This is a genomic window from Flavobacterium sp. W21_SRS_FM6 (genome assembly GCF_052119645.1).
Classification (GTDB): Bacteria; Pseudomonadota; Gammaproteobacteria; order Enterobacterales; family Alteromonadaceae; genus Paraglaciecola.
Window position 1 is genome coordinate 154475 of sequence record NZ_JBGQOM010000002.1, and the last position, 14263, is coordinate 168737.

Here is a 14263-nt window from a genome sequence, read left to right on the forward strand (position 1 = left end):
TCAAGCAAATCCAAACCAGCGTGGCAAGGTCATTGTCAGCGCAGGAAAATAGGTAATTAAAAAGATAACCAAGGCTTCTACCGCCAAAAACGGTAACATTTCGATGGCGATGTTTTCGGTTTTTTCACCCGATACTGATGCAGCGACAAACAACACCAAGCCCATGGGCGGTGTGGCTAAACCCACGGTTAAGTTGACGCACATGATCACCGCAAAGTGCAGAGGGTCAATACCCAGCGCAATAAAGATAGGCGCCAGTACCGGACCCAAAATTAAAATAGCCGGGCCGGCATCTAAAAACATGCCAATGGCAAATAAAAACAAGTTAATAATAAGCAGCAACAATAATACGTTATCGGTGATACCAATAATGTTTTGCGCCATTAAATCAGCCATACCCGAGACGGTAATGATCCATGCAAAGGTCACAGCAGAGCCGACTAATAATAAAATAGTGCCCGACTGGATCGCCGAGTTTACCAATATGCTTGGTAAGGCTTTCGTTTTAAGGGTTTTGGTAAAAAACAGGGTGATAACCAGGGCATAACCGGCTGCAACTGCGGCCGCTTCAGTGGGCGTAAACACGCCAAGTACAATGCCGCCTAGCAAAATAACGGGGGTTAATAAGGGTAAAAATGAGCCTTTGAGTGCACTGCCGCGCTCATGCCACGTTGCCTTCGCGTTGGCCACTGGATAGTTGCGCTTTTTAGCAATTCGGCTGGTTACCATCATTAAACCCACGCAGATCATGATGCCCGGCACGATGCCCGCGAGAAACATGCCAGCCACTGATACATTCATAATAAAGGCATACAAAATCATGATGCCTGAGGGCGGAATGATTGGCCCAATCACCGACGATGCGGCGGTGATAGCAGCGGCAAATCGGCGACTGTAACCGTTTTGCTCCATGGCGGGGATCAGCATTTTACCCAAAGCCGAAGTATCAGCTACCGCCGAGCCCGATAAACCCGCAAACAATACTGATGACAAGATATTGACCTGAGCTAAACCACCGCGGTAATGGCCAATCAGGGTTTGACTGAAGCGGACGATAGACTGGGTGATGCCGCCTTGATTCATTAATTCACCGGCCAAGATAAAAAACGGCACTGCCATCAATGGAAACGAATTCATGCCTGAATAAAGGCGTGTTAACAAGGCAGAAAAAAACACCTCGTTACCGTCAATAAGCAAACTCACACCTGGGCCTATAAGCAAGGCAAATACCACGGGTGTACCCGCAGTAAGCAATAAAATAAACACCCAAAAATAACTTAAAGACATACTAGCTCTCTCGCTGACTGGGTGAATTAAACAAACAAGGTATTTGCTCAAGTAGCTTTTCACAGGCCACCAAACCAATAGAGCCAAAGGCAAAGGGCGTACACAAATAAAAGTAGGCGAGCTTTACAGGGAGAGATGAAGCGTAGATTTGCCAGCCTCCTTGTACAAAGTCGAGACTTTCCATTAAAAAGATCCCGCTGACTAAAAGTACAAGTAAGGAAATAACGATATTACTCAGTTGATACAAAACCTTAGGCAGCGCATCAGCAAACATATCGATTGAGACATTGAGGTTTTCACGATACGCCCAAGGCGCGACTAAACAGGCAATCCAGACCATAAAAAACTTGGCTAATTCTTCGGTCCAGCCCAAGGAATTATTCAAGCCATAACGAAACACCACTTGTGCAATAATCATCACCAGCATGAGGGCAAGCAGCACACCGGCGATATTTTTTGCTACATGGCTAATGGCAAAATTGAGTTTGCCCAAGCCACCTTGCAGCCAAGCTAACAAGCAAGTTGCTCCCTTACATTGGGGGTAAGACTCATACTTGCTTGCTCCAGTAATGACTCACCACAGGCTGATTACCTAATTGCTCGGTATGTTCAACATCGGGTCCGATGGGTAAATCGTGACCCGCTCTAACAAATACCGCGATGTCGTTTAAACCTAAACTAAGACGATGAATTTTGGCGCCAGTAAATACCTGTTTATCACTAAAGGCTAACCAATCGCCCTCTGGTAAATAAAACTCCACTTCGCCGCCTGGCTGCACACATGGCACTACCAGCAAACTATCACCAAACATAAATTGCAGCTCAAAACCCCAGCTTAGCCTGTCTTGAGGAAACGCTAAGGCCATGGCGCGCATCAAAGGTAAACCGGTTTTACTGGCTTGTTGCATGGTTTGATATATGTATGGCAGCAGTTGGTAACGTAAAATTAAGGCCCGATTAACCGCCTCCTCTGCTGCAAAGCCATAACTCCATGGTTCACGTTGACCAATACCGTGCAAACGCATGTGAGCAGAGAAAACCGCAGTTTGTGACCAACGAACAAACAACTCTGGGTCGCGCATGTCTTTGTAGAAGCCACCTACGTCAGTGGCAAAATACGGTGCACCTGACATGCCCCACGACAACGCCCCGCGAATACTACCGACCAATCCGCCCCAATCAGCTTGTGGATCGCCCCCCCATTGACTGGGATATTGTTGCGAGCCAATCCACGCTGAACGGCTAAATAAAAATGGACCAGATTGGCTGTATTTCTGCGCCGCTTGGTAAACACAGCGGTTGTACAACAAACTATAAATGTTGTGCAAACGCATGCCAGAATCACCGTTGTAGGCTAGCATATTGTCGTCTTCGACTTGCTCACCAAAGTCGGCCTTGATCATATCAATGCCCAGGTCAAACAAGGGTTTGTGTGATTCTAACCAAAAGTTAAAGGCATCAGGATGGGTAAAATCCACAATGCCAGACTCTGGTAAGGGTGTGAGTACCTCAGCAAAGGCGCTCATGTCCCATTGATAACGATAGGCCTCGCCCGTTCGTTTGTCAGTTAGCAACCAGCCTTTGGCTGCCATTTGCCCAAACAGCGGATTGGCTACCGACACCAAGGGATATTCCCAAATACATATTTTAAAGTTTTGCGCTTTTAACTGCTTAATCATTGCCCCAGGATCAGGGTAACGTTTGGCGTCCCACTCAAAAGCAAAACGCGTATCGGTGTCTTGCCAGGCGCGGCCATCAAGGGTGATCACATCGCAAGGCATTTTGTGCTCTCGCACCGCTTTGGCAGTGGCCAGTAGTTCTGGCACATCACGATAATAAGCTTTAGACAAAATAAGCCCTAAGCTCCAAAACGGCGGCACGGGGGCTTTGCCCGTCAATTGCGTGTAATGTTCAATTATCTGCTGAGGCTGCTCGCCACGCAGAATAAACAGGTCGAGTTCCTTATCTTCAACCAAAATGCTGTAACCACGGTTCGACCATGGCGCATAACCTACCGCGTGGGTCACCGGTGATGGAGTATGCACAAACACGCCCCAGCCATGTGGACTCCAGCAAAAAGGGGTGTTTTTATACGATATTTCAGCGTTTACACCTAAGGCGTCATGGTTAAATGAGCGCAACAACTGCCCCCGTTTATTCAGTCCTGCCCATTTTTCGCCTAGTCCATAAACCGGCTCTTCGGGCGCTAAGTCAAAACTAAATAGCCACCCTTGTGATGTTTTAGCCATAGGCGGTAAACGATATTGGCGTACAAAGTGGCCGTCGTTGGGCGTACGTTGCACTAAGGTGTTACCATGGAATAAGGAAAAGGCAAAGGGTGTTAATTGGCAGCGCAATTGCCACTGACCACTGATGATCTCGATATGCTCGGCGTCTTGATTAACGCTACAAATCAATGTTTGAGGTAGACTTTGCAACATACCATAGTGATTGTCGCTTGGTTGGCCTGCGCGAAAACGCATGCCAATCTCATAAAATTCGACGCTGATAGAGCCTTCAGAAGTTGGGATAATGACAGCACGTTTGTTTTCACACAGCGCAGCCTTGCCACTAATTTCCAGTTGTTTTACGCCATTCCAATTAGGAGCACTGCAGTCGAACATGTCTTATTACCTTTTTTTGACTCTAAAGCCTTCAATAGCATGAAAATTAGTCGCGTTGGGCTAATTGCTCAACTACATTCTTATATAAGACATAAGTTATAACAGTGTTAATTTATTGTCAACGAACTTAAGGTGACATCTGTGCTTGTTTCGCTTATGGTCTTTATTGAAAAGAAATATTGTATAAGACCTAATGAATTACTATCCTGAAGGTCTTGAATTCTGTGGTGGTTAAGGTAGCAGTTTAAACTATGAATGAAACCCGTTTTGACAACAAACTAAGCAGTACCGGTCCGGTTTTTAAACCGCTTTATAAGCAGGTTGAAGAACACGTTAAACAATTGATTGTTGAACAGCGTTGGAAACCCGGTGATATGTTGCCAAATGAGTTTCAATTAGCGGCTGAACTTAATGTCAGCCAAGGCACCATGCGCAAAGCCTTAAACAGCCTAACCGATACCAAAGTGTTAATGCGCAAACAAGGCGTGGGCACTTTTGTTTCTGAGCATACTGCGCAAAATGGCTTGTTCCGCTTTTTCCCCATTATTGCTGATGGCAAAAACCCAGAACTACCCAAAGCAGAATTACTGTCTATCGACACTCAAGTACCTGATGCTACGGTGTGCTCGGCGTTAGAATTGAGCAACAAAGATCAAGTGATAGTGATGCGACGCAGACGTTTATTAAACGACGAATACTGCATTGCTGAAACCATTTACCTGCCCTATGCGTACTTTAAAGCCTTAGTCGATATGACAGATATCCCGCATACCTTGTATCACTTCTATCAAACCCACTTTAACTTAACAGTGCATAGCACCAAAGACGCGATTAAGGCGGATATTGCCAATCGCAATGATGCAGAACTGCTTAGTATTAAAGCCGGTGAGCCTATTTTAAGTGTCCAGCGCACGGCTCATTCATTAAACGGCAAAGCCATGGAGTTTCGTATCAGTCGCTGTCGCAGTGATAACTATCACTATTTGGTTACCCTCAACTAGGGCGAGAGTTATTTGCAGCACTGCGCTGTTTTTAGGATGAGCTTAACGCCTTTAGCGCCATGTGTTGACGAGCATAAATGTCTTGCGCGTCTTGCTGGCTGAGCAAGGTAAAATTAACTTTATCGCCCGCCACCAGCTGGCCTAATGCAAAATGATCTGCGCTGATCACATTAGCAATACGCGAATAGCCGCCAATAGTTTGACCATCAACACTTGAAATGATCGGCAGACCAGAAGGAGGGATTTGCACACTACCCTGGGTCAAACCGCTCGATACCAACTCTTGCATGTTCAGCTTAGTCAGGGGCTTTGCATCAAACCGTAAGCCCATGCGATTTGAATCACTGCGCAATACATAAGTACTGGAATAAAACTGCGTGAGCTGCGCCTCACTAAAATGTTCAGTTTCAACACTAGGCACGCAGCGTAATAGATAACTACCGCTGTAGTGTTGCTGTAAAACTTTTGGCAATGTTTTGATTTTTCTTACTTCGCAGTGACTGAGTATCACACGGTCACCCTTTTGCAAGGCGCGACCTTTAAACCCAGCAAACTGCGCAGCAAAGTGGGTTGAGTAGCTATTTAGCACGGGCGCGCAATCCAGAGTTGCAGCAAAAGCCAAATAGGCCCTTGCTCCTTGTAAACGCTGGGTAAAATGCAAGGTATCACCCGCCTTGACCTGAATGCTCTGGTTAGTGTTGACCGCTATTCGCTTTCGATCTTCACTGGCAAGATAAATGTCAAATTTAGCACCGCAAATGGCAATCGTGAGGGCTTGGGTAAAACGCAAGGTTGGCCCTAACAAGCAAATCTCAAATACCGGATGCTCAAGCGCATTGCCAACCAACCAATTAGCGAGTTGCATTGATAAATTATCCATAGCACCGCTTTTTGCCACGCCTAAATGCATATGACCTTGACGACCTAAGTCTTGAATCGACGTTTGTAAGCCTGGGCTAATCACCTCAATACTCATGTTGGGGTGTGCCTTATTGCTTCGAAGTCTGCTGCCGAAATGGCAGTAAAACGTATTTTATCCAATGGTTGAGCAACGCATGGTGAAGGCAAACTAGGATTGAACAGGGTAATAGGCGTTCGGCCAATAATGTGCCAACCGCCCGGTGTTTGTTGCGGATAAATGCCTGTTTGATTGCCGCCAATACCCACGCTGCCTGCAGGAACTCTGGCACTTGGCGTGGTTTTACGCGGACAAGTTAACCGAGGATCGAGGCCGCCTAAATATAAAAATCCCGGTGAAAACCCCAGCATATGAAGTAAATAATCGGTATTGCTATGAAGTGCGATCACCTGCTCTACGCTCAAGTCACAGGCCTGTGCCAGGCTGATAAGGTCGGGGGCATACGCTTGTTCATAACAAACAGGGATCGTGATAAGTTGCGAGTTAAAATCTTGCTCGGGTAAGTCATGGCGTAAGATCCTTTGAAGTTTTTCCATGATCTGTTGCTGATGAGCGGCTAAGGGCAAGTAACACAGGGTCAAACTTTGATAGGCAGGAATAATATCTGTCACTAAGCCAGCAAATTCCTTGGCGCATAAACGCGACAAAACTTGTATGTGGCGAGTCAGTTTTTCACTGACTTGCGCCGTAAACACCACACTCAAGCCGGCATCACCATTGGTCACAATTTGATAAGGCATCGTATTCACCTTAAGCAATAATCCAGTTTTTGGCGCTGAGGCGATCCTGTAACGTGCTCGCAAGGTGTAATGCTATTTGACTGTCGCCATGCAAACATAAGGTGTCTACCTCTAAATGCAGTTGCTTGCCGTCAAATGTTGTCACAAGCCGCTGGTTTAGCATAGCCAGCACCTGCTCGATACACTGTTCACTATCGGTGTAAACGGCTCCGGCTTGCGTTCGCGGTGCTAATTGACCAGTACTTAAGTATGCCCGGTCCATAAAACCTTCAGCTAAAAAGAGTAAGCCATGCTGCTGGGCGGCTTGTTGCATAGCTGCCTGTGGTAGGCCCAGTAGCGCCAATTGACCAAAATGCTGTGCCACCATTTGACAAATGTGTGAGGCAAGTTCCAAGGATTGCTCTGCATCATTATATAAGGCCCCATGCAATTTAATATGTTGCAATTCTATACCTAGCGCTTGAGCATGTTGCTGTAAATCCTTTATTTGCGTTACCAACGAATTAAGTAGCTCAGACGTGGCTATCTTTAAAGAAACACGTCCAAAGTGGTTTTTATCGGGATAACCTGGATGCGCGCCACACAACAAGCCATGTGATAGAGCATTTCTCAGGGTTATTGGCATGGTCACATGATTGCCGGCGTGTCCGCCACAGGCGATATTACATCGAGACAAAAAAGGCATTAGTAAAGCATCTTGCTCACAATCGGCTATTGTTAGCCCCTCACCAAGATCACAGTTAATGTCAACGCTGCGTATTAATGTTGTCACTTTTTTCTCTTTTAGCCTGTAGCAATTACAAAATATTCCCATGAAGCGGGCGCAAAACCAAGATTCATTTACACACAAGACAAGGCTGGTGCAAAAATTACTACGTAAAAATTGAAAAAATCGTTACTCTACAAGATACTCGCTATACTCAGTTCCAATGAATATTTTAATGCGGTTCGACCGCCACAGCACACCAATTAAAGGACAGTAAATGGAGCGCAGCGTTGCTGAATTAGTCAAACATATCGGCAAATTTTTAGGCACAAGTTCTGAAGCGTATGGCATTTTTAATGGTGAAGATCATCTCATCGGCTGTAACCACGCTTTCGCAAATTTATTTGGCGATTCGCCAGATGCCTTTTTGAATAGGCATTTTGATGATCTGGTGAGAAACGCTTTTCGCAAACAGCATGGCATAAAAATAGACTCAGGAGACGTTGAACAATTTATCGACATGACCAAAACACGCAGACGCTCGGCAGCATACCGAGTTTTCGAAGTGGATATGTTGGATGGGCTGTGGTTTCTATTTTCTGAGCAAACCTTAGCAAATGGTGACATGCTCATTCACGCCAGAGACATCACTAAACAAAAAAAGAATGAGTTTGAGCTGCATGCCAAATCTTCAAAACTGCGTAAGCTTGCACTGACTGACGAACTGACTCAAATTGCCAATCGCCGCAGTTTTATCAACTCGGTCAATGCTGAAATAAGTCGCTGTAGTAGAAATAAAGCCAAGATGGCGTTTTTGTTACTGGATATCGACTATTTTAAAAATGTTAACGACACCTATGGCCACTTAGCGGGCGATGCCGTGTTAATAAATATCACCCAACTCATCACCGTTCTTCTTAGAGAATATGATGTATTTGGCCGACTCGGTGGCGAAGAGTTTGGTATCTTTTTAGCCGATACAGACCCCAACACCGCCACTGAAATAGCACAACGAATCCGCGAAAAAATTCAGCAACATGTAATAGAAATAGACCATCAAAAAATGAGTATCACGGTTTCTATTGGTATCGCCTTACTCAATCAAGCCACTAAATTTGAAACCCTATATAAGCGCGCTGATGTTGCACTTTATCAGGCTAAAAATGGAGGCCGCAATAAGGTTGTGGTAAGCGACCAAGGTTAAGGTTAAGGTTAAGGTTAACAATAGCAAAGTGCACAGCCAACATAGCTTTTACTAAATTTCACAATCGCCCCGTCAAATTACACGATTGTCTCACTCGATGTATTCACCTTACGGTAACCTAAGCCAAAATCAGTTTATAATCAATAGCAGTTACAGGATCCGTGTCTCGATGAAAACCTTAATAAGCAGTTTGCTAATCTGTCTTCTCAGTCCAGCCCTTCAAGCAGCACAGTGGCAACCTTTACTGGATAATACCTTAAGTCAGTGGGACATCTATTTAAGTTACAAACACACTGAAACCTATGATGGCAGCATGCCCGTGGATAAACAAGGCAAGCCCATCGCACCCATTGGCTTAAATACTGGCAATGATATTCATAAAGTATTTACCATCGTGCCAGAAAACAATCAGCCTGTGTTGCGGGTAAGCGGCGAGTATTATGGCGCGGTCACCAGCAAAGCCTCTTATCGCAACTACCACTTAAAACTGCAATTTCGCTGGGGTGAATTGAAATGGCCACCACGAGAAAACAAGCTTAAAGACAGCGGTATTTTGTATCACGCCATTGGTGAACACGGACAAGAATATTTTCGCTCATGGATGCTTTCGCAAGAATTTCAAATTATGCAAGGACACATTGGAGACTATTGGCAACAAGCCACATCAGCCATTGATATTAAAGCCTATAAGCCAGAATACATTATGAATCCGGTTGCCGATGAAAAACAAGACTTCATAAAAGTCGGTGTGGGCGAAGATATTAAAGGCTTTGTACTTCGCAAAGAAAATCATGAAAAACCGCAAGGTCAGTGGAATACCATCGAGCTAATTTGCTTTGAAGGGCAAAGCTTACACATCGTTAACGGCCAAGTTGTTATGGTGCTTAAAAATTCTCGCTACTTGGACAATGGCGTAAGTAAACCTTTGGAGGAAGGTAAAATACAACTGCAAAGTGAGGCCGCAGAGCTGTTTTATAAAAACATCGCTATTAAGCCAATCGACGCCCTCCCCTCGCAATACGCCGCGATGTTTGATTGAAAGGACAAGACACACAGCAAAAAACAATGGAGAGTGACACAGGCACTAAAAAGAATGGGGTAAACGCGCGGATAGTGTGTTGTTATCACTCAGCTGATTTCGCTAACCGCACTAACTCGAGTATTAAAAACGGATTACCTCAGATTTAAGCGCTAAACAAACCAAATAGGTTGTTTAAGCTCGTGGCTAAACCAATCTAAGGCCTTACCCAATTTGCCTTTTTCAGTGGCAAAATATACCGGTACGGCGGGCCTTGGAATAGCACAGGCTTTGGCAATTAACTGCCCATCAGTTAGTTGATTACGAATAAGATGCAAGGGCAAAAAGCCGACACCTATGCCTTGAATTTGCGCTTGAATTTTACTTTGCATACTCGATACTCGTATTTGCTGCTTACTGTCAAAAAGGCCTGATGAACGACCAGGCAAGGTGCGAGAGCTATCAGCCACCACAATAGTGGGATATTGATTGATGTGCTGTGTTTCAAGTAAGCCAACGAAATCGGCTAAAGGATGATGTTTGGCCACGGCAAACACAAACTCAAAATACCCCATTTCGTGTACGCTAAATTGTCCTTTAGGTAACTCGCCCGTCAGACCAATAGCGATATCAGCGCGTTTAGTGTGTAAGGCATCCCAGCCACCGCCGAGCACTTCTTCGATGACGGTAATTTCAACTTGTTTATCCAAACTGCAAAAGCGCCCAATAATATCAAACAGGATGTGATCAGGGATGATCGTGTCTTTCGCAATAGTCAGTTTGTTTTCCCAGCCCGACTCAAGTTGATGCACTTTTTCTTCCAGCCTGGCACTGGCTTGTAATAAGGCCATGCCTTCTTCTAACACCAATTTACCCGCTGGAGTTAAAACCGCTCGTTTAGCACTGCGATCAAACAAGGCAATGCCTAAGTCACTTTCGAGTTTTTGCATGGTATAAGTAATGGCAGATGGCACTTTAAATAGCGCTTCTGCGGCAGCGGCAAAACTGCCCCGACTATGAATCGCTTCTAGCACTCTTATCGCGTCTAGTGTTAAGGCATTTCTCATGGTCGTTAGTCTCTATATAACAGGCCCTAACCAAAGCGGCATAGCTTAGGTTAAGGCCTGCCTAGCGTTAAGGTAAATCAAACACTAAGGCAATCGCCACAGCATCTGACTGGTTGCGCGTTTTAAGCGCATTAATGTCAAAGACCTTTGCGCCATCGCCCGCAGAAAGTCCTTGACCATTTAAGGTTAAGCTTCCTTCAACCATGTGCACATAAGCTTTACGACCCTGTGCAAGTTGAATGTCTTGTTCTGTACCCGCAGCTAAATACAGCTGACTAATACGGGTTTGTTGTTTAATTTTTAAGGTGCCATTTTCACCTGTTGGCGTGATAACAGGTGTTAAGCCTTGCGCTTGACCAAAGTTTTTTTGCTGATAACCCGGCTCACCGCCACGCGTTTCAGGTACCACCCAAATTTGCAGAAATTTAAGTACCTCCGTGTCCGACGCGTTAAATTCACTGTGAGTCACCCCTGTACCGGCTGACATTAGCTGAAATTCGCCTTTTGGTAAGGTCTGCACATTACCCATACTGTCTTTGTGGGCAATGACCCCTTGGGTCACAAAACTAATGATCTCCATATCACGGTGCCCGTGTGTACCAAATCCTGCTCCGGGCGCAACGGTATCATCATTGATAACACGTAGGGCTGAATGTCCCATGTGATTTTCATCATGATACGAACCAAATGAAAAAGTATGGTGGCTCTCCAACCAACCGAAATTCGCTTTGCCACGCTGGTTTGCTGCTCTTACTTCAATCATGGTTACTCTCCTTTAGCCTTGAATAATTAAGACAATTTTTTGGCAATGATATTATCGATAGCCACTTTGCCCGAACCTGAAAACATCAAAGACACCGAGGCAGCGAATAAAGCTAGGCCAAATTCATAACCGTTGTTGGCCATAAACAAACCATTCCCTACATGCACAGTAACAATAGCAACCAGCATTGTAACAGCTAAAACCAAGGCTGTAGGACGGGTAAGTAAACCGAGTAATATAAATAAGCCACCAAAAAATTCTGCACCACCGGCCATCAATGCCATCAAATAACCGGGCTCTAGACCAATAGATGCCATCCACTGCCCTGTGCCTTCTAGACCATAGCCACCGAAGGCCCCAAACAATTTTTGCGCGCCGTGAGCGATAAAGATAATGCCTACCGGAAGACGTAATGCTAAAGGTGCTAAGCCCGCGTCAGATGACAGTAATTTCGTGTAAGTTTGTTTATTCATGTGATAACCCTCAATGTTTAAATAATTTTTTGAACAAATATGTTGAATCAGTATATTCAGCATTAGTGCTGTTAAAATAACTATAGAGAGAAATTTAGCTATATAAAATCAGTATTTTTTGCATTAATAGTTCAATTTTTTTGAACGATAAATAACGGACCGGTATAACGCTCACTCTGCGCTAACTATTCGTAAAATTTTTACTGTCAGTGAACTGTCATTTGCCCTTTGACTCGAAGCATTACAGGGTACAATGCTTGATTATGAATGGGGCAAACACATGAAGGGCTTTAACTTGAGTATAACCAGCCGCGCCGTCGCATTATCCGCCCTCGCCTTTCCTGGTGCGGGACATTACTATTTAAAACATAAGAAAACAGCGACGCTGTTATTACTCGTTACTGGTGCCTGTGTAATTAAAATCGCTATGGTCGCCCTGAATGTGGCAAATCTGATAAGTGATCGTTTGTTAAAAGGACAGATTGCCCTTGATATACCAAGCATTAGCCTTGCCGTAAAAACCGAATTAGCAGCGCAAAGTGATATCTTTGTCAGCTTAAGTACTTGGCTGCTATTGGCGTGCTGGCTCTTTGGCATCCTTGACGCTTATCGCCTTGCTCAGGCCGCTACAAAAATGAAGCAGGTAGCGGAAAATTAAACGCTAACAAGACATGCCGACGGGTATCAGCTGGATCAATCACCGCATCAATTTCCAGCACACTGGCGACTTCTTGCGCTTGCCCTTTTTTATAGTGTTCAGCCAATAAGCGGTCGAACAGAGCCTGACGAGCGACCGGATCAGCCTCAGCTGCGAGCTGCTTTTTATACCCTAATTTTACCGCGCCTTCTAAGCCCATTGCGCCAAACTCGCCACTGGGCCAAGCAAAGGTATAGCTAGGTTTACTGGTGCTACCGCCTAATAAAGCTTGGGCGCCAAGTCCGTAACACTTTCGCAGCACCACAGCCACCAATGGCACGGTTAACGTGGCGGCGGCGCTAAATACTTGCGACAGACGGCGCACTGCCCCACGACTTTCATGCTCGGGCCCTACCATAAAGCCGGGCGTATCACACAGCACCAGTAAAGGTAGGGTAAACTGCTGACATAGGCGCATGAACTGACTGACTTTCTCACCCGCGTCTATGTCAATCGCCCCACCTAATACTTTGCAATTACTGGCAATCACGCCCACCGGATGGCCATTAAGATGCATTAAGCCGGTAATAACCGCTCCCCCAAACTGGGCTTTTATTTCAGTAAACGAGTCTTTATCGGCTAGGGTTTCAATGATGGTTTTAACCTCATACACAAAGCGTCTGTCTTCAGGTAAGGCGTGGCGTAACGACTCTTGGCTGTGCTGTGGTGCTTTGATGTGCTGGGGCTGTAATGGCCCTTGAAAATACAACAAACACTGTTTAGCCATACGGGCTGCGGCTATTTCATCCTCAACTAAGATATCAATAACGCCATTTTTGGCTTGAATATGACTAGGGCCGATATCGGTTGCCGCTACTTTACCTAAGCCACCACCTTCGATCATGGCGGGGCCTGCCATGCCTATCCAAGATTGTTTCGTGGCAATGGTGATATCAGCCGCACCAAATAACGCGGCATTGCCAGCAAAGCAATAGCCATTAGCAACCGCAATGCGCGGCACTTTCCCTCCAAGTAATGCCCAAGTAGCAAAAGATTGGCATTGCAAACCTGAATTGACCGTAGTGATATCGGTATCGCCTGGACGCCCACCGCCCCCTTCGGTGTACATGATCACCGGCAGGTGTTTGTCGAGGCTCACCGCCAGTATGCGGTCTAATTTCATGTGATGATAATAGCCCTGCGTACCAGCCAGAACCGAATAATCATTGATCACCAATGCGCAACTCGTTTGGCTATGCTCAACTAAGCCACTATTGACTCGCGCAATACCAGTGATAATGCCATCAGCAGGGGTAGCAGATTTTAGTTCTTCATACGACCGTGTTTGACGTTGCGCGGCCACTGCAAACTGGCCATATTCAATAAAATGTTGCTCATTGCACAAGGCGGCTAAATTTTCTCGCGCACTCAAATAGCCTTTAGCATGTCGTTGTTCAATGGCCCTTTGCCGCGTAGCATCTAAGGTGGCGTTTTTACGCATATCTACTTGCCGCCTGAGTAACTCCAAGGCTGATAAGCTTTCTTCGTAATTCGCTGTGGACAATATTGTTGTTTGCGTCTCTGAATTACCTTGCTTTATCGACAGCAGTGCATCGCCCTGCTGACATTTTTGCTGGGGTACCACATTGACGGCGCTCACCTGGCCCGCATGTTCAGCACACAGGGTATGTTGCATCTTCATGGCTTCAATAATGAGCAGCGCTTGATTTGCTTGAACTTGCTCGCCCACGTTGACAAGAACAGCGCTAATCGTTCCCATAAGCGGCGCATTTAAAGTATGACCTTGTGACATAGTTAATCCAT

At 45.5% G+C, this 14263-nt stretch carries 14 protein-coding genes; 4 read left to right on the forward strand and 10 right to left on the reverse strand.

Annotation, left to right across the window (positions count from 1 at the left end; all coding sequences use genetic code 11):
- From ACEN2L_RS03885 to ACEN2L_RS03895, 3 genes are read right to left on the reverse strand one after another with little or no spacing between them, the layout of a single operon-like run.
- Positions 1 to 1287: a TRAP transporter large permease gene (locus tag ACEN2L_RS03885; protein WP_441741848.1), complete on the reverse strand. Its 1287-nt coding sequence runs from the start codon at positions 1285 to 1287 to the stop codon at positions 1 to 3.
- 1 nt (position 1288) lies between these two features.
- Positions 1289 to 1804 (reverse strand): TRAP transporter small permease, encoded by a 516-nt coding sequence (locus tag ACEN2L_RS03890; protein ID WP_306022310.1) that lies wholly within the window; start codon positions 1802 to 1804, stop codon positions 1289 to 1291.
- A gap of 31 nt (positions 1805 to 1835) precedes the next feature.
- On the reverse strand, positions 1836 to 3911 hold the full coding sequence (locus tag ACEN2L_RS03895; protein WP_441741850.1) for a glycoside hydrolase family 31 protein: 2076 nt from the start codon (positions 3909 to 3911) through the stop codon (positions 1836 to 1838).
- A gap of 251 nt (positions 3912 to 4162) precedes the next feature.
- Between ACEN2L_RS03895 and ACEN2L_RS03900 the strand changes: the two genes are divergently transcribed.
- A complete protein-coding gene (locus tag ACEN2L_RS03900; RefSeq protein WP_441741852.1) occupies positions 4163 to 4912 on the forward strand; it encodes a GntR family transcriptional regulator in 750 nt (249 codons plus the stop codon).
- 31 nt (positions 4913 to 4943) lie between these two features.
- Here the strand turns inward: ACEN2L_RS03900 and ACEN2L_RS03905 are convergent, their stop codons facing one another.
- Genes ACEN2L_RS03905 through ACEN2L_RS03915 form a run of 3 tightly spaced genes read right to left on the reverse strand, consistent with a single transcriptional unit; the run spans position 4944 to position 7343 of the window.
- Complete coding sequence (locus ACEN2L_RS03905; RefSeq protein WP_441741854.1) at positions 4944 to 5888, reverse strand: biotin-dependent carboxyltransferase family protein; 945 nt, start codon at positions 5886 to 5888, stop codon at positions 4944 to 4946.
- Entirely contained in the window at positions 5885 to 6571 is a 687-nt protein-coding gene (gene pxpB, locus ACEN2L_RS03910; protein ID WP_441741856.1) for a 5-oxoprolinase subunit PxpB, read from the reverse strand. Before pxpB ends, ACEN2L_RS03905 begins: the two co-directional genes overlap by 4 nt.
- Positions 6572 to 6581: 10 nt before the next feature.
- Positions 6582 to 7343 carry a 5-oxoprolinase subunit PxpA gene (locus ACEN2L_RS03915; protein WP_441741858.1) on the reverse strand — a complete coding sequence of 254 codons (762 nt, stop codon included), beginning with the start codon at positions 7341 to 7343 and terminating at the stop codon, positions 6582 to 6584.
- Positions 7344 to 7554: 211 nt separating this feature from the next.
- Here ACEN2L_RS03915 and ACEN2L_RS03920 point away from each other — a divergent pair, with 211 nt between their 5' ends.
- Positions 7555 to 8481: a GGDEF domain-containing protein gene (locus ACEN2L_RS03920; protein ID WP_441741860.1), complete on the forward strand. Its 927-nt coding sequence runs from the start codon at positions 7555 to 7557 to the stop codon at positions 8479 to 8481.
- A 169-nt stretch (positions 8482 to 8650) separates the two neighbouring features.
- Positions 8651 to 9520, forward strand: coding sequence for a 3-keto-disaccharide hydrolase (locus ACEN2L_RS03925; RefSeq protein ID WP_441741862.1), 870 nt, complete (start codon positions 8651 to 8653; stop codon positions 9518 to 9520).
- A gap of 152 nt (positions 9521 to 9672) precedes the next feature.
- On the opposite strand, the gene ACEN2L_RS03930 is transcribed toward ACEN2L_RS03925, so the two are convergent.
- The 3 genes from ACEN2L_RS03930 to ACEN2L_RS03940 form a co-directional block, all read right to left on the reverse strand.
- Positions 9673 to 10566, reverse strand: a complete 894-nt coding sequence (locus ACEN2L_RS03930) for a LysR substrate-binding domain-containing protein (RefSeq protein WP_441741864.1) — start codon at positions 10564 to 10566, stop codon at positions 9673 to 9675.
- 67 nt (positions 10567 to 10633) lie between these two features.
- On the reverse strand, positions 10634 to 11329 hold the full coding sequence (locus ACEN2L_RS03935; RefSeq protein WP_441741866.1) for a pirin family protein: 696 nt from the start codon (positions 11327 to 11329) through the stop codon (positions 10634 to 10636).
- A 26-nt stretch (positions 11330 to 11355) separates the two neighbouring features.
- Positions 11356 to 11802: a DoxX family protein gene (locus ACEN2L_RS03940; protein ID WP_441741868.1), complete on the reverse strand. Its 447-nt coding sequence runs from the start codon at positions 11800 to 11802 to the stop codon at positions 11356 to 11358.
- A 253-nt stretch (positions 11803 to 12055) separates the two neighbouring features.
- Here ACEN2L_RS03940 and ACEN2L_RS03945 point away from each other — a divergent pair, with 253 nt between their 5' ends.
- Positions 12056 to 12460 carry a hypothetical protein gene (locus tag ACEN2L_RS03945; RefSeq protein WP_441741870.1) on the forward strand — a complete coding sequence of 135 codons (405 nt, stop codon included), beginning with the start codon at positions 12056 to 12058 and terminating at the stop codon, positions 12458 to 12460.
- Here ACEN2L_RS03945 and ACEN2L_RS03950 read toward each other — a convergent pair.
- The gene (locus ACEN2L_RS03950; protein WP_441741872.1) at positions 12429 to 14252 is read right to left on the reverse strand and encodes a carboxyl transferase domain-containing protein; all 1824 of its coding nucleotides are present in this window, start codon (positions 14250 to 14252) and stop codon (positions 12429 to 12431) included. The two genes, ACEN2L_RS03945 and ACEN2L_RS03950, sit on opposite strands and share 32 nt — an antisense overlap.
- Between the last annotated feature and the right edge of the window lie 11 nt (positions 14253 to 14263).